Origin of the sequence: Allobosea sp. MMO-172, assembly GCF_037147855.1 — a bacterium.
Taxonomy (GTDB): Bacteria; Pseudomonadota; Alphaproteobacteria; order Rhizobiales; family Beijerinckiaceae; genus Allobosea.
Genome location: NZ_JBBCUM010000003.1, coordinates 132157 through 148128, shown reverse-complemented (window position 1 = coordinate 148128; position 15972 = coordinate 132157). Strand labels below are relative to the sequence as shown.

Genomic DNA, 15972 nt, shown 5'->3' with positions numbered 1-15972 from the left:
TCGGCATAAAAGGCGCCCCGCCGGCGTCGCGCGGCGGGGCGAGTTGTCCACGAGAGTGGGGCGTACCGAGCTTGGCTCCCGTGGAGGCGTTCAGGGCTTACACCCGCTTGCGCAGGCGCGGATCGAGGGCATCGCGCAGGCCGTCGCCGAGCATGTTGATGGCGAGCACGGTGATCGAGAGGAACAGCGCGGGGAAGAAGATGATGTAAGGCTTGATCTGCCAGAGCGCCCGGCCCTCGGCCATGATGTTGCCCCAGGACGGGGTCGACGGCGGCACGCCGGCGCCGATGAAGGAGAGGGCGGCTTCGGCCAGGATCGCGACCGCGCAGATATAGGTCGCCTGGACCGCGATCGGCGCGAAGGTGTTGGGCAGGATGTGGCGGAAGACGATCCAGGGCACGCTGGCTCCGCAGGAACGGGCCGCCTCGACATAGGGCTCTTCGCGCAGGAAGAGCACGACGCCGCGGATCAGGCGCACGACGCGGGGCGTCTCGGCGATGGTGACGGCGAGAATGACGTTCCAGATCGAGGCGCGGTTGAGCGCGATCAGCGCGATGGCGAGCAGGATCGAGGGGATCGCCATCAGCCCGTCCATGACCCGCATGACGACGGCGTCGAAGCGGGGCAGGAAGCCGGCGAAGACGCCGATCAGCACGCCGAGGATGGTCGCGCCGATCGCCACCGAGAAGCCGACGATGAGCGAGACGCGCGTGCCGTAAAGCACGCGGGAATAGAGATCGCGGCCGAGCATGTCGGTGCCGAACCAGAACGTGGCCGAGGGCACCTTGGCGCGGTCGAAGGCCGAGATCACCGTCGGGTCACGCGTGCCGAGCCAGGGCGCGAGCAGCGCGATCAGGATGAGGAGCACGAGCACGGCGGCGCCGCAGGCGATGCTCGGATTGCGGACGAGCTGCCCGAGCCGGCTCTGCCGGCCGCCGCGCGGCGCGACGTCGGAGGCGATGGCGGTCAATAGCGGATCCTCGGATCGAAGACGGTGTAGAGCATGTCGACCAGCAGGTTCACGAGCACGTACATGAAGCTGAACAGCAGGATGACGCCCTGGATGACGGGGTAGTCGCGGCGCAGGATGGCATCGACGGTGAGCCGCCCGAGGCCGGGAATGGCGAAGACGGTCTCGGTGACGATCGCGCCGCCGATCAGCAGCGCGACGCCGCTGCCGATGGTCGTGATGATCGGCACCGAACAGTTCTTCAGCGCGTGCTTGAACAGGATCTTGCGCTCCTCGGCGCCCTTGGCGCGGGCGGTGCGGACATAGTCCTGGGCCAGCACCTCCAGCATGGTGGCGCGGGTGATGCGGGCGAGCAGGCCGATATAGACGCTGCCCAGTGCGATCGCCGGCAGGATCAGACTGCGCACCGCCGGCCAGAGGCCGTTGGACATCGGCACATAGCCCTGAACCGGCAGCCAGCGCAGCTGCAGGCCGAAGACGAAGGCGAGCAGGTAGCCGACGACGAAGGAGGGCACCGAGAAGCTCAGGACCGCGAAGACCATGACCGCGCGGTCGCTCGCCGTGTTGTGCTTCCAGGCGGCGATCACGCCGATCGGCAGGGCCAGCGTCACCGAGACGACGAGCGTCATCAGCATCAAGAGATAGGTCGGCTCGAGGCGCTGCACGATCATCGTGGCGACCGGCTGGTTGGTGAAGAGCGAGAGGCCGAGATCGCCGTGGAGCAGGCTCCAGACCCAGTTCCCGAAGCGGATCGGGAACGGGTCGTCGAGCTTCAGCGCGATGCGGATGCGGGCGATGTCGGCCGCCGTCGCCTGGTCGCCCGCCATGATCGCGGCGGGATCACCCGGCGCGAGATAGAGCAGGCCGAAGACGAACAGCGCGACGAAGGTCATGACCGGCAGCGCTGCGAGCAGCCGGCGCGCGATATGCGAGAGCATGGGTTTCTTCTCAGCCCTTGGCGGTCATCGTGAAGAAGAGCGGCCGCTGGAGCTGGATATCCGTGACGTTGTTCCGGTAGCCGCTGACGGTCGCGAAGCCGCCGAGCGGGATATAGGGCACGTCGATCAGCGCCTGCTTCTGGATCTCCTCGCAGATCTTCTTCTGCGTGGCGACGTCGGGCGCATCGAGCCATTGCTGGCGCAGCTCCTCGAGGCGCGGCGCCGTCGGCCAGCCGACCCAGGCGTCGTTGCCATTGCCGCGCAGGCCGATATGGCCGACGGGGTTGAAGTTGCTCATGCCGGAGAGCGCGGTGAGGAAGACGTTCCAGCCGCCCTTGTCGGCGGGCTCCTTGCTGAGGCGGCGCTGCATCAGCGTACCCCAGTCCATCGCCTGGATGTCGACGTTGAGGCCGACCTTCTTCAGCGTGTCGGCGGCGAGCAGGGTGCAGGGATGGGTCCAGGGATAGTCGACGGGATCGAGCACCACGACGCGCTCGCCATTGTAGCCGGCGGCCTTGATCTCCTCGGCCGCCTTTTTGACGTCGCGCGGGCTGGTGAAGGCTTCGAGGCCGACCGTGGTTGTCATCGGCGAATCCGGGCTGAAGAAGCCGACGCCGGACTGCCAGAACTCCTTGTTCTCCTCGCCGAAGGTGCCGGACATGATCGCCCGCTGGTCGAAGGCCTTGAGCAGCGCGCGCCGGATTACCGGGTTGTTGAAGGGTGGCTGCAGGTGATTGAAGCGCATCACCGCGAAATTCGGCGTCGTGCGCGGCAGCAGGCGGATATTGGGATCGGCCTTGAGCACGGGCAGGAAGTCGGCGCCGACCATCTCGATCATGTCGATCTCGCCAGCCTGGAGGGCGGCCGCGGCAGTCGAGGCGTCGGGGATGATGTTCCAGACGATCTTCTCGAAATGCGCGATCTTCGGGCCGGCCGTATAGGTCGGCGGGAAGGAATCGCTGCGCGGCTTGTAGCCGGCAAATTTCTCGAAGACGGCTTTCGAGCCGGAGACCCATTGCTCTTTCGCGAAGCGATAGGGGCCCGAGCCGATGCTCTCGCGGATCTGCTCGGTCGGCGAGGTCATGGCGATGCGCTCCGGCATGATCGCCGGCATGTTCGAGCCGCTCGTGGCGAGCGTCATCGGCAGCAGCGGGAAGGGCTTCTTCAGCGTGAACCGGAGCGTGCGGTCGTCGACCGCGGTCAGCGTATCGACGACGCCGAGCAGCGCCGCGCCCATGAAGTCGCGCTTGCCCCAGCGGTTGATGCTGGCGACGCAGTCCTTGGCCAGGACCGGGGTTCCGTCATGGAACTGCAAGCCGTCGCGCAGCTTGATCGTCCATTGCAGCTTGTCGTCCGAGACGGTGTGACCCTCGGCCATCTGGGGATGGACGTTGTAGTCCTTGTCGAAGCCGTAGAGCGTGTCGAAGACGAGATGCCCGTAGACCTGGACGATGGTCGAGGTGCTCCAGACGGGGTCGAGGATGTTCAGGTCGGCTTCGGGAATATAGCGCAGTTCCTTCTTGCCGGCGGCATGGGCCGGAGCAGTGAAGAACGAAGTAAATTGTGTAAAGACGGCCGACTGGGCGGCCGCCTTGAGGAAATCGCGCCTATTCATGTTTCGTCCATGATGTTGCCGGGAGATTGAATTGCGTTTCGGTCGCGATTGCCGTGTCGTGCGCGAGCAGGTTCGACTGCCGACGTCATGAGAATCGTCAAAAGGTGCCGATTTTTATTTCCCGGAATTGTTATATTATTCAGGCGTTATGATGAGGCCATCTTTCTGATTTTCAAATTAAATCATCCAATTATTATCATGCAGAAATCGAATGAAGGTATGCGCGGCCACCTTTGTCATTCCGGGGCGCGCCGCAGGCGCGAACCCGGAACCCACGACTGGATGAAGCGTCTGATGTCCCATTGAGAAGGGCTCACCCGGTCGTGGATTCCGGGTTCTTCGCTGCGCGAAGCCCCGGAAAGACAAAGGCGGTTTGAAGCCGTTCTCGTCGGACGCCGTGTCCTAGAAGCTCGGCGGCGTGCAGGCGCTGACGATCTCGCAGGGGACCGGGCCGACGCAGCGGAAACGGTGCGGGCGGGTGCTCTCGAAGTAATAGGCGTCGCCGGGGCCGAGGATGCGGCGCTCCTCGCCGACGGTGAGTTCGATCCGGCCGGCCAGCACGACGCCGCCCTCTTCGCCCTCATGGGTCAGCAGCACGCGGCCGGTATCGGCGCCGGGCTCGTAGCGCTCCTTGATGATCTGGAGGGCGCGGCCGAACAGGTTCTCGCCGACCTGGCGGAAAGAGATGCCGCCCTTGCCGATCTCGACCAGCTCCTCGGCCTGGTAGAACACCTGCCGCGGCTTCTCCGGTTCGAAGGCGAAAAACTCCGACAGGCTGATCGGGATGCCGTCGAGGATGCGCTTGAGGACGCCGACCGAGGGGTTCACCTCATTGGCCTCGATCAGCGAGATCGAGGAGTTGGTCACGCCGGCCTGCTTGGCGAGCGCGCGCTGCGACAAACCGCGCTGCATCCGGACATATCTGAGCCGGGCTCCGACATCGATATTCATCGCCGGCCTGTTCCTGCTGTTCTCGATCTTGAACGATACTCAGATCGATCCAGATTTTTCAATAGATTAGGCCGTCACTGAAACAGACTTGTTGCCGTGACGAAAACATGAGCACTGACGGGGCACACAGGGAGGCCGTCATGACCGTGAACACCAAGCCGTCCGCACTGCAGAACGCCCGTTCGCTCGACGCTTTCTGGATGCCGTTCACCGCGAACCGGCAGTTCAAGCAGGCGCCGCGCCTGCTCGCCAGCGCCAGCGGCATGCATTACGCCACCGAGGACGGCCGCAAGGTGATGGACGGTACGGCCGGCCTGTGGTGCTGCAATGCCGGCCATGGCCGCCGGCAGATCAGCGAAGCCGTTTCGCACCAGATCGCCGAGCTCGATTTCGCGCCGGCCTTCCAGATGGGCCACCCCATCGTGTTCGATTTCGCCGAGCGGCTGGCCGCCATCGCCCCGGGCGAGGGCGCGAACAAGCTCGATCGCGTGTTCTTCACCGGCTCGGGTTCGGAATCGGTCGACACCGCGCTCAAGATCGCGGTCGCCTATCAGCGTGCCATCGGCCAGGGCACGCGGACCCGTCTGATCGGGCGCGAGCGCGGCTATCACGGTGTCGGCTTCGGCGGCATCTCGGTCGGCGGTCTCGTTAACAACCGCCGCGTCTTCCCGCAGCTTCCGGGCGCCGATCATCTGCGCCATACCCATGACCCCGCCCGCAACGCCTTCACCCGCGGCCTGCCCGAGCATGGCGCCGAGCTCGCCGACGATCTCGAGCGGCTGGTCGCGCTGCATGGTGCCGAGACGATCGCGGCCGTCATCGTCGAGCCGATGGCTGGCTCCACCGGCGTGCTGCTGCCGCCGAAGGGCTATCTGCAGCGCCTGCGCGAGATCGCGACGAAGCACGGCATCCTGCTGATCTTCGACGAGGTCATCACCGGCTTCGGCCGTCTCGGCACGCCCTTCGCCGCCGATTATTTCGGGGTGATGCCGGACCTGATGACCACGGCCAAGGGCCTGACCAACGGCGCGGTGCCGATGGGCGCGGTCTTCGCCAGCCGCAAGGTGCATGATGGCCTGATGACCGGGCCGGAAGGCATGATCGAGCTGTTCCACGGCTACACCTATTCCGGCCATCCCGTCGCCTGCGCGGCGGGCCTCGCCACGCTCGACATCTATGCGGCCGAGGGGCTGCTGACGCGGGCGGCGAAGCTGGCGCCGGCCTGGGAGAACGCGATGCATTCGCTGCGCGATGCCCCGCATGTCGTCGATATCCGCAATCTCGGCCTCGTCGCCGGGATCGAGCTGTCCTCGCGCGACGGCGCTGTAGGAGCCCGTGCCTACGAGGTCTTCGTCGACTGCTTCGAGAAGGGGCTCCTGATCCGCGTCACCGGCGACATCATCGCGCTGTCGCCGCCGCTGATCGTCGAGGAAGACCAGATCGGCGAGATGGTCGAGACGCTGCGCGGCGCGCTGAAGCGCGTCGCCTGACGACGCTCAGATGCGGCGGCGCGGGATCGCCGTCGCATAGGTGTTCAGCGAGAGCAGGTGGCGGTCGGCGCGCTGGAGCGCGGCGAGCGCCGCATTCCGGTCCTTGTTGGCGAGCAGGCCGCAGAGCACCTCCGAGATCGCCAGTGCTGGCGCCAGGGTGTGGAAGAAGCTCTGGCTCTCGGTCGAGCAGAGGATCGCGATATCGGCGAGGCCGACCAGCGGAGAGACTTCGCTGTCGGTGATGGCGATGACGCCGAGCCCCTTCTCGCGGGCAAGCTGCGCCAGTTCGAGACTGTGCAGGGCATAGGGATTGATCGAAATGGCGAGCAGGACATCCTCCGCGCCCGCCCGGATCAACCCGTCGCCGACCGTGTCGGCCGGGCCGTCGAGATGGGTCGTCTTCTCGCCGAGCAGGGTCATCACGTAATGGAAGTGCCAGGCCACCGAATGGCATGAGCGCAGGCCGAGCACGAAGATTCGGCGCGCCTGGGCCAGCCGGTCTGCGGCGGCGGCGAGGCGTTCGAGCGAGGCCGGCTCCGTCAGCCGGGCGATCTGGGCGGCGAGGCCCTGCAGCATGCGGCGCGACAGTTGTGCCGCCGCCATGTCCTCCTCGCTCTCCTCGGTCTGCATCGCACGCGCTGCGAAGCCATCGACGCGGAAGCGGATCGCCTCGGCATGATGGGCGCGGATGTCGTCATAGCCGGCCAGCCCGAGGAACTTGGCGAGCCGGGTCATGGTCGAGGGCTGCACGCCGGCATTGCGGGCGAGCTCCCGCATCGAGACCAGCGCCACCTCCTGCGGATGCTCGATGATGTAGCGCGCCGCCTGCCGCAATTGCGGGGACATGCCGTCGAAGAGGCTGACGATGCGTTCGCGCAAGGGATCGGCCTGCAACATTTGAATCGCGCCCTTCTCTGTCCGCTCGCGACCATTCCCGCGCGGCGGACGGATTTCAAACGGTTTCTCGGCTTTCCCTCAGTCTTGAAGGCGGCAAGCCGGTTTGTTCCGTTGCAACAGTTTTAGAGTCAATCGTTTCCTATTTGTATCATATAAAACAAATGTTGCATTTTTTAATGAGCCGTGTCATGAGGCTGCGCGCCGCGGCGGCCTGTCCGCGCCAATCCGGGAATGCCGAGATGACCAGGATTCTCCATCGCTCGATCGGCGGCAGCCTGCCGCAAGCCGTCGCGGGGCAGGGTGTCTTCATCACTGACGAGGACGGGCGCAGCTACATCGACGGTTCCGGCGGCGCCGCCGTCTCCTGCCTCGGCCACGGCCATCCCGAGGTCATGGCTGCGATGCAGGCGCAGATGGACCGCATCGCCTATGCCCACACCTCCTTCTTCACCACCGATGTCGCCGAAGAACTGGCCGAGCGGCTGGTCGCGCTGGCGCCGGAAGGGCTCGATTACGTCTATCTCGTCTCCGGCGGTTCGGAGGCGGTCGAGGCCGCGATGAAGATGGCGCGGCAATATTTCGTCGAGATCGGCCAGCCGCAGCGCCGGCATTTCATCGCGCGCCGGCAGAGCTATCACGGCAACACGCTGGGCGCGCTGGCGGCGGGCGGCAATGCCTGGCGGCGGGCGCAGTTCCAGCCGATCCTGCCCGAGACCCATCACGTCTCGCCCTGCTACGCCTATCGCGACCAGAAGGCCGGCGAGGCGCCGGAAGCCTATGCCGCCCGGCTGGCCGACGAGCTGGAAGCCAAGATCATCGAGCTCGGCGCGGATGAGGTCATCGCCTTCATCGCCGAGCCGGTGGTCGGCGCGACGCTCGGCGCTGTCGGCCCGGTCGCGGATTACTTCGCCCGCATCCGCCGCATCTGCGACAAATACGGCGTGCTGCTGATCCTCGACGAGGTGATGTGCGGTATGGGCCGCACTGGCACGGTGTTCGCCTGCGAGCAGGAGGGCATCTCGCCCGATCTCGTCACCATCGCCAAGGGGCTGGGCGGCGGCTACCAGCCAATCGGTGCGGTGCTGCTCTCGGAGAAGATCTACCGCGCCTTCGCCGAAGGCTCCGGCCTGTTCCAGCACGGCCACACCTATATCTGCCACCCGATGGCGGCAGCGGCGGCGCTCAAGGTCGTCGAGCTGATCTCCCAGCCGGAGATGCTGGCGAATGTCCGCCTGATGGGTGAGCGCCTGCAGGCCGGGCTCGACGCGCGGCTCGGCCAGCATCCGCATGTCGGCGATATCCGCGGGCGTGGCCTGTTCCGCGGCATCGAGATCGTCGCCGACAAGGAGACCAAGACGCCCTTCGATCCGGCGCTGAAGATCCATGCCCGGATCAAGAAGGAGGCGATGGCGCGCGGCCTGCTCTGCTACCCGATGGGCGGCACCATCGACGGGCGTCTGGGCGACCATGTGCTGCTGGCGCCGCCCTATATCATCGCGCCTGAAGAGATCGACCAGCTCGTCGAGCGGATCGCCGGCGCCATCGACGCGGCGGTCAAGGGCTGATGCCGGCATGACGCTCCGCATCGCCTTCGCCGGCTTCAATCTCGAATCGGTCACGGCCGTTCCGCAGATCGTGGAGCTGGCGGAGTTTGAGCGCGTCTGCGTGCGCGGGGCGGAGCTGACGGAGCGCTTCCGCGGCACCAATACCGTGCCGGGCGGCTGTCTCAGGATCTGCGAGGCGGAGGGCGCGGAATTCGTGCCGCTGTTCCACACGCTGCTCGGCGCGCTCGGCCCGACGGCGGACGCGGCGGTGGCGCATTACACGCGCGAGATTGTCGAGGGCCTCCGCAGCAGCGGCCCGCTCGACGGCGTCATCCTGTTCCTGCACGGCGCCTGCTGGGCGGCGGGATATCCGGATGTCGAGCGGCATGTCATCGACGCCGTGCGCGCGGCCTTTCCGGCGCTGCCGATCGCGGTTGCGCTCGACTATCACGGCAATATCGATCGCGAGACGTTGCGCGGCGCCGATATCGCGGTCGCCTATCGCCATTCCCCGCATATCGACATGGGCGAGACCGGCGAGCGGGCAGCCCGCGCCTTGATCCGCTTGCTGCGCGAGGGACGCCGGCCCGGTCTCGCGGTGGCGCGACCGGATGTCGTCATTCCCTCGATCATGTCGGCAACGGCATTGGAGCCGCTTGCCTCGATCATCGCCAAGGCGCGCGCCGCCGAGCAGGCCGGCGATTGCGACATCTCGATCATGGCCGGCTTCTCCTATGCCGACAGCGCCAATACCGGCATGTCGGTGATCTGCCTGGCCTGGGCGGGGCAGGAAGCGGCCGAACTCAAGGCGCAGGTCTTCGCGGGTCTTTTGCGCGCGGCGCGCGAGCCCATCGCCAACGCCATTCCGATCCTGAGCGCCGAACAAGCCTTGGCCGATGTCGAGCGCAAGCCAGCGACGGGCCGGCCGATCGTGCTGCTCGAACATGCCGACCGGATGAACGACTCGACCCATCTGCTGCGGGCTCTGCTCGGCCGCGATGTCGGGCGGGTCAACGTGCCCTTCCTGCTCGATCCCGAGACCGCCGCGCAGGCCCATGAAGCGGGGGAGGGCGCCGAGATCAAGGTCGCGCTCGCCGGCAAGACGGCGCCGGAGACCGGCGGACCGGTCGAGGCCATGGCGCGGGTCATCTGGTCGGGGCCGAAATCCTTCAACGTTTCCGGGCGCTACCAGCGCGGCTCATTCGTCGATCTCGGGCTCACCGCGCTCCTCCAGATCGGCGCGATCCGCGTCTCCGTGGTTTCGCATTTCGCCTTCGCGGTCGATGGCGATCCGTTCTTCATCTTCGGCGAGCGGCCGGAGGATTACGACGTCATCCTGCTGCGCTCGAAGACGCATTTCCGCGACTATTACGAGCCGATGGCCGACCGCATCCTCGTGGTCGACACGCCCGATCTCGGCCCTGCCGATGTCCGGCTGATCCCATACCGCCAGCTCGATACCGCGAAGGCCTATCCGTGGAGCGAGGCTCCCGCCTGACGGCGCTCAGCCAATCCAAGCAACCAAAAACGAGGGGATAACAATGACGTTTCGGTTCAAGACTGTCGGGGCTGCCGCGCTGGTCGCCGGCTCCCTTTCCGCCATGCCGGCCCTGGCCGAGACGACGCTCAATGTCGTGATGCAGGCGCCGCTGCGGTCGCTCGACCCAATCCTGAGCACGGCGCAGATCGTGCGCACGCACGGCTTCATGGTGTTCGACACGCTGCTCGGCATGGACGCCAAGTACAACCCGCAGCCGCAGATGGCGGATTACGTCGTCTCGGCCGACAAGCTGACCTATACGCTGACGCTGCGCGAGGGGCTGAAATGGCATGACGGTACGCCGGTCACGGCCGCCGATTGCGTGGCATCGCTGAAGCGCTGGGGCGAGAATGACGGCGCCGCCCGCACGATGATGGCGCATGTCGCCTCGATCGAGGCCACCTCCGACACCGTGCTGGTGATCAAGCTGGCCAAGCCCTTCGGGCAGGTGCTCGAATTGCTGGCAAAGCCCTCGCCGGTGCCGCCCTTCATGATGCCGAAGCGCCTCGCCGAGACGCCCGCCGGCAAGCAGGTGACCGAGATGATCGGTTCCGGGCCTTTCCGCTTCGTGGCGGATCAGTACCGGCCGGGCGACCAGGCCGTCTATGTCAAGAACAAGGACTACAAGCCGCGCTCCGAGCCGATGAGCTGGACCGCCGGCGGCAAGGTGATCAATGTCGACAAGGTCGTGTGGAAGGCGATGCCGGACATGCAGACCTCGATCAACGCGCTCCAGTCCGGCGATGTCGACTTGATCGAGCAGGTGACGATCGACCTGCTGCCGCTGCTCAAGGCCAATGACGAGATCAAGACCGGCGCCATCAATGCGCTGGGCAGCCAGGTCACCGGCCGCTTCAATCATCGCCTGCCGCCCTTCGACAATCCGAAGGTTCGCCAGGCGGCGATGTATGCGCTGGACCAGGACCAGCTGATGCAGACCGCGATCGGCGACAGCCAGTATTACAAGCTCTGCGCCTCGGTCTATGGCTGCGACGTGCCGCTAGCCTCCGATGCCGGCGCGGAATATCTCAAGGGCAGCGCGAAGGAGCGCATGGCCAAGGCGAAAGAGCTGCTCAAGGCCTCCGGCTATAACGGCACGCCGGTGCTGATGATGCAGCCGACGGACCTGACGATCCTCTCGACCCAGCCGATCGTCGCGGCCGAGCGCCTGCGCGAGGCCGGTTTCAAGGTCGATGTCGCCTCGATGGACTGGGCGACGCTGCAATCGCGCAAGAACGGCTGGCAGCCGGTGGCGCAGGGCGGCTGGAACATGTTCTTCACCTACTGGGGCGTGTCCGGCATCTGGAACCCGACCGTGCATGCGATGCTCGACGCGTCCGGCGCCGATACCGCCTGGTCCGGCTGGCCGAAAAGCGCCCGCGTCGAAGAATTGCGCACCGCCTACATCACGGCTTCGACCCTCGACGAGCAGAAGAAGATCGCCCGGGAAATCCAGCAGATCGCCTTCGACGAGGGCTTCTACTTCAATGCCGGCGAGTTCCAGTCCGTCGCCGCCTGGAACGCCAAGCTGAAGAACCTTCAGCCCGGCCCGATCACCCTGTTCTGGGGTGTCAGCAAGTAACGCCGAGGCGCCGGGCGGTGATCCACCGCCCGGCCTGACGGCCCGGTTTCCGGCATCGCCCATGTGGCTGATGCCCAGGCGCGTGGAGAACTCCATGGCTTCCTATTTCCTGCGCAGGCTCGCGATGGCGATCCCCGTCATGTTCTTCGTGGCGCTGTTCGTCTTCCTGCTGCTGCGATTGACGCCGGGCGATCCGGCACAGGCCATCGCCGGTGATCAGGCGACGCCGGCGCAGCTTGCCGCCATCCGCGAAAATCTCGGACTGGACAGGCCGATCGCCAGCCAGTTCGTCACCTGGATCGCTGGCATGGCGGAGGGCGATTTCGGGTCGTCGCTGATCTCGCAGCGCCCGGTTCTGGAGATGATCGGCCAGCGCATCGGCCCGACGCTCGCGCTCGCGGTCATGGCGATGATCTTCACGGTGGTGATCTCGCTGCCGCTCGGCGTGCTCGCCGCATGGCGCCATGGCGGCATGGTCGACCGCTTCGTCATGGCGCTCTCGGTCGTCGGCTTCTCCGTGCCGATCTTCGTGATCGGCTACGTTCTGATCGCGGTCTTCGCGGTCAACCTGAAATGGTTTCCGGTGCAGGGTTACAAGCCGCTGGCCGAGGGCTTCGGCCCGTTCTTCCATCGTATCCTGATGCCGGGCCTGGCGCTCTCCTTCTTCTATATCGCGCTGGTCTCGCGGATGACGCGCGCCTCGATGCTGGAGGTGCTGCGCGAGGATTATGTCCGTACCGCCCGCGCCAAGGGGCTGGGCGAGCGGATCGTGCTGTTCCGCCATGCGCTGCGGAATGCCGCGATCCCGATCCTGACCGTCGTCGGCACCGGCTTCGCCATGATGGTCTCCGGCGTCGTCGTCACCGAGACCGTGTTCAACATCCCCGGTCTCGGCCGGCTCGTGGTGGATGGCGTGCTCGCCCGCGACTATCCGCTGATCCAGGCGATCATCCTGCTGACGGCCGGCACCTATGTGCTGATCAACCTCCTGATCGACCTCTCCTATGCCCTGACCGACCCGAGGATCCGCTACCAATGAGCGCTTCGTCGAACCCCGCGCAGGGCACGCATCCGCGCCGCCGCCTGCTCGAGAACCCGCCGCACTGGACGACGGTGCTGGCTGTCGCCGTCCTGGTCGTCGTGATCGTGATGGCGGCGTTCGCGCCGCAGCTCGCCAATTTCGAGCCGACCAAGCTCAACGCCGCGATGCGCCTGAAACCGGCTTCCGACACCTATTGGCTGGGCACGGATTCCTTCGGCCGCGACCTCTATTCGCGCGTGGTCTATGGCGCGCGGGTTTCGCTTCTGGTCGGCGCGGGCGTCGCCATCGGCGCGATCGTGATCGGCCTGCCGCTCGGCCTGATCGCCGGCTGGTATCGCGGCATCGACGGCGTGCTGATGCGGATGATGGACGGGCTGATGGCGATCCCCGGGATCCTGCTCGCCATCGCCATCGTCGCGCTGGTCCGGGGCGGGCTCGTCACCGTGATCATCGCGATCATGATCCCGGCGATCCCGCAGGTCGTTCGCCTCGTCCGGGCGCGGGTGATCGCGGCGCGCGAGGAGACCTATGTCGATGCCGCCGTGCTGCTCGGCACCCGGCCGGGCAAGCTGATTCGCAAGCATCTGCTGCCGACCACGATCGCGCCGCTGATCGTGCAGGGCACCTATATGTACGCCTCCGCCATCCTGACCGAGGCGGCGCTCTCCTTCCTCGGCGTCGGCATCGGCACGGAGGTTCCGAGCTGGGGCAACATCATGGCCGAGGGGCGGCTCTATTTCGCAATCAATCCCTGGCTGGTGTTCTGGCCGGCGATCGTGCTGTCGCTCTGCATCCTCTCGATCAACCTGCTCGGCGATGCGCTGCGCGATCGGCTTGATCCCAAAATGCAGGGGAGGGCTCCGTGATGGCGACCGCCGCGACCCAGCCTGTCCTCTCCGTCCGCGATCTCAAGGTCGCGACGCGCGGACGCCAGCCCAGCGACATCCTGAAGGGCATCAGCTTCGACATCCATCCCGGCGAGACGCTCTGCCTCGTCGGCGAATCCGGCTCCGGCAAGTCGGTGACCTCGCTGGTCGCGATGGACCTGCTGCCGCGCGACGAATTGCGCGCGACGGCCGGCACGGTCAGGCTCAATGGCGAGGATATCCTCACCGCGACGCCGGCCCGGACCAAGGCGCTGCGCGGTGCCGAGATGGCGATGATCTTCCAGGAGCCGATGACTGCGCTGAACCCGGTGCTGACCATCGGGCTGCAGATGGACGAGGTGTATTGGGCGCATACGCAGATGCGCCCGAAGGAGCGCCGCGAGGCCGCGCTCGCAGCATTCGAGTCCGTGCATCTGCCCGACCCCGCGCGCATCTACGACAGCTATCCGCATCAGCTTTCGGGCGGGCAGCGTCAGCGCGTGATGATCGCGATGGCGCTGGCCCTCAAGCCGAAGCTGCTGATCGCCGACGAGCCGACGACCGCGCTCGACGTCACCACGCAGAAGCAGATCCTAAGCCTGATCCGCGAATTGCAGGACAAGCAGAATACCGCCGTCCTGTTCATCACTCATGACATGGGCGTGGTCGTCGATATCGCCGACCGGGTCTGCGTGATGCGCCGCGGCGAGATCGTCGAGACCGGTCCGGTCGAGCAGGTGCTGAGCCGGCCGCGCGAGGACTACACGCGGGACCTGCTGCAATCGGTGCCGTCGCTGACGCCGCGGGCGCCGCGCGTTTCGTCCGGGGGCGAGATCGTTCTGGAGATCAACAATCTCGAGAAGACCTTCAGCTTCGGCTCGCTGCTCGGGAAGCTGATGGGCCGCGAGAGCCGCAGCGTGCGCGCGGTGAAGGATGTCAGTTTCGGCCTGGCGCGCGGGCGCACCCTCGGCATCGTCGGCGAAAGCGGCTCGGGCAAGTCGACGGTGGCGCGCTGTCTGATGCGATTGGAGCATCCGACCGGCGGCGAGATCCGCGTCAACGGGCAGGACATCGCCAACCTGCAAGGCCAGCAGGCGCTGGCTCCGGCGCGGCGGCGCGTGCAGATGGTGTTCCAGGACCCGAACCGCTCGCTCAACCCGCGCTTGCGCATCGGCGAGAGCCTGATCGAGGGGCCGCTCAATCTCGGCGAGGATCGCGAGACCGCCCTGAAGCGCGCGGGCGAATTGATGGAGGTGGTCGGCCTGCCGAGCTCCAGCCTTGAACGCTTCCCGCACCAGTTCTCCGGCGGCCAGCGTCAGCGCATCGCGATCGCGCGGGCCCTGATGATGGAGCCGGAGGTGATCGTCGCCGACGAGGCGGTTTCGGCGCTCGACGTATCCGTGCAGGCGCAGGTGCTGGCGCTGCTGGCAGAGATCCAGGAGCGGCGCAATCTCGCCGTGCTGTTCATCACGCATGATCTGCGCGTCGCCGCGCAGATCTGCGACGAGGTGATGGTGATGCAGCGTGGCAGCGTCGTCGAGATGGGGCCGGCCGCCGAGGTTCTGGGCAGGCCGAGCCATGAATATACCCGCGCGCTGATCAACGCTGCGCCGGGCCGGGACTGGGATTTCGCGGCTGGGCGCCGCATCGCTGGAGCCACCGCATGATTTCCGCCAGCCTCGTCCAGATGGACGTCCAGTCCCTGGCGCCGGCCGAGAACTTCCGGCGCATCCACGAATTCGTTGCGGCGGAAGCGGCAAGGGGCGCGCAGCTCATCCTGTTCCCGGAGTTGGCCAATACCGGCTATGTCGAGCCGCTGGTGCCTGGTGGGGCTGTCATTAGCGATGTCCCGCATTTCGGGGCTGCGCTCTACGAGGCCTGCGCTGCGCCGGATGGCGAGGAGATCAAGGCGCTCGTCGCGCTTGCCGCGAAGCATCGCGTGCATCTCGTCATCGGGCTCGGCCTGCGCGACCGCCTGCGTGCCGGCGTGATGCGCAATGCCTCGCTGCTGATCGGGCCGGAAGGCGTGATCGGCAACTACACCAAGATCCACCAGTGGCAGAACGAGAAGCTGTTCTTCAGCGGCGGCGACAGCATCGATACCTTCCCCGTCTTCGGGACGCGGCTCGGCATGCAGGTCTGCTACGATATCCGCTTCCCCGAGATCACCCGCATCCTCGCGCTGCAGGGCGCGAGCATCGTGACCTCGGTCTGGGCCTCCTTCGGGGCCGAAAGCGCGCCCGTCACCGATGAGGCGCTCTTCATTCATCGCGCCTATACGCGCGCGACCGAGAACGGCGTGTTCTTCCTGAGCTGCAACCGCAGTGGCAGCCGGGGCGGGCAGCGCTTCTTCGGCCGCTCCTGTGCTGTCGCGCCGGATGGCCGCGTGCTCGGCGCGCTCGATCATGATCGCGAGGACGTGCTGCGGGTCGAGATCGACCTCGCCGAGGTCGCGCGCTATCGCAGCTTCACGGGCATCTGGGCCGACCGGGCGCCTGCCCTCTACGCCAAGTACCTCACGCCCTGACTTTAGCGAG

At 66.4% G+C, this 15972-nt stretch carries 13 protein-coding genes; 8 read left to right on the top strand and 5 right to left on the bottom strand.

Translation table 11 applies throughout. The annotated features are described in order from the left end of the window. Nucleotides 1–97: 97 nt before the first annotated feature. From WFK61_RS05975 to WFK61_RS05960, 4 genes are all read right to left on the bottom strand, one after another. Nucleotides 98–970: an ABC transporter permease gene (locus tag WFK61_RS05975; RefSeq protein WP_336810627.1), complete on the bottom strand. Its 873-nt coding sequence runs from the start codon at nucleotides 968–970 to the stop codon at nucleotides 98–100. Further along, a complete protein-coding gene (locus WFK61_RS05970; protein ID WP_336810626.1) occupies nucleotides 967–1908 on the bottom strand; it encodes an ABC transporter permease in 942 nt (313 codons plus the stop codon). Before WFK61_RS05970 ends, WFK61_RS05975 begins: the two co-directional genes overlap by 4 nt. Before the next feature lie 10 nt (nucleotides 1909–1918). Next, entirely contained in the window at nucleotides 1919–3523 is a 1605-nt protein-coding gene (locus WFK61_RS05965) for an ABC transporter substrate-binding protein (RefSeq protein WP_336810625.1), read from the bottom strand. 402 nt (nucleotides 3524–3925) lie between these two features. Next, complete coding sequence (locus WFK61_RS05960) at nucleotides 3926–4474, bottom strand: cupin domain-containing protein (protein WP_336810624.1); 549 nt, start codon at nucleotides 4472–4474, stop codon at nucleotides 3926–3928. 140 nt (nucleotides 4475–4614) lie between these two features. Between WFK61_RS05960 and aptA the strand changes: the two genes are divergently transcribed. Beyond that, the gene (gene aptA / locus WFK61_RS05955; RefSeq protein ID WP_336810623.1) at nucleotides 4615–5964 is read left to right on the top strand and encodes an omega-aminotransferase AptA; all 1350 of its coding nucleotides are present in this window, start codon (nucleotides 4615–4617) and stop codon (nucleotides 5962–5964) included. A gap of 6 nt (nucleotides 5965–5970) precedes the next feature. Here aptA and WFK61_RS05950 read toward each other — a convergent pair whose 3' ends face one another. Beyond that, nucleotides 5971–6861: a MurR/RpiR family transcriptional regulator gene (locus WFK61_RS05950; RefSeq protein WP_336810622.1), complete on the bottom strand. Its 891-nt coding sequence runs from the start codon at nucleotides 6859–6861 to the stop codon at nucleotides 5971–5973. A gap of 239 nt (nucleotides 6862–7100) precedes the next feature. Here WFK61_RS05950 and WFK61_RS05945 point away from each other — a divergent pair, with 239 nt between their 5' ends. From WFK61_RS05945 to WFK61_RS05915, 7 genes are all read left to right on the top strand, one after another. Then, nucleotides 7101–8426: an aspartate aminotransferase family protein gene (locus WFK61_RS05945; RefSeq protein WP_336810621.1), complete on the top strand. Its 1326-nt coding sequence runs from the start codon at nucleotides 7101–7103 to the stop codon at nucleotides 8424–8426. 7 nt (nucleotides 8427–8433) lie between these two features. Beyond that, the gene (locus WFK61_RS05940; RefSeq protein ID WP_336810620.1) at nucleotides 8434–9903 is read left to right on the top strand and encodes a M81 family metallopeptidase; all 1470 of its coding nucleotides are present in this window, start codon (nucleotides 8434–8436) and stop codon (nucleotides 9901–9903) included. A gap of 43 nt (nucleotides 9904–9946) precedes the next feature. After that, complete coding sequence (locus WFK61_RS05935) at nucleotides 9947–11527, top strand: ABC transporter substrate-binding protein (RefSeq protein WP_336810619.1); 1581 nt, start codon at nucleotides 9947–9949, stop codon at nucleotides 11525–11527. A gap of 94 nt (nucleotides 11528–11621) precedes the next feature. After that, a complete protein-coding gene (locus tag WFK61_RS05930) occupies nucleotides 11622–12566 on the top strand; it encodes an ABC transporter permease (RefSeq protein ID WP_336810618.1) in 945 nt (314 codons plus the stop codon). Next, on the top strand, nucleotides 12563–13435 hold the full coding sequence (locus WFK61_RS05925) for an ABC transporter permease (protein ID WP_336810617.1): 873 nt from the start codon (nucleotides 12563–12565) through the stop codon (nucleotides 13433–13435). The genes WFK61_RS05930 and WFK61_RS05925 overlap by 4 nt, the downstream gene beginning before the upstream one ends. Next, complete coding sequence (locus WFK61_RS05920) at nucleotides 13435–15102, top strand: ABC transporter ATP-binding protein (RefSeq protein WP_336810824.1); 1668 nt, start codon at nucleotides 13435–13437, stop codon at nucleotides 15100–15102. The genes WFK61_RS05925 and WFK61_RS05920 overlap by 1 nt, the downstream gene beginning before the upstream one ends. Beyond that, a complete protein-coding gene (locus WFK61_RS05915; RefSeq protein ID WP_336810616.1) occupies nucleotides 15099–15962 on the top strand; it encodes a carbon-nitrogen hydrolase family protein in 864 nt (287 codons plus the stop codon). The genes WFK61_RS05920 and WFK61_RS05915 overlap by 4 nt, the downstream gene beginning before the upstream one ends. The last annotated feature ends 10 nt before the right edge of the window (nucleotides 15963–15972 follow it).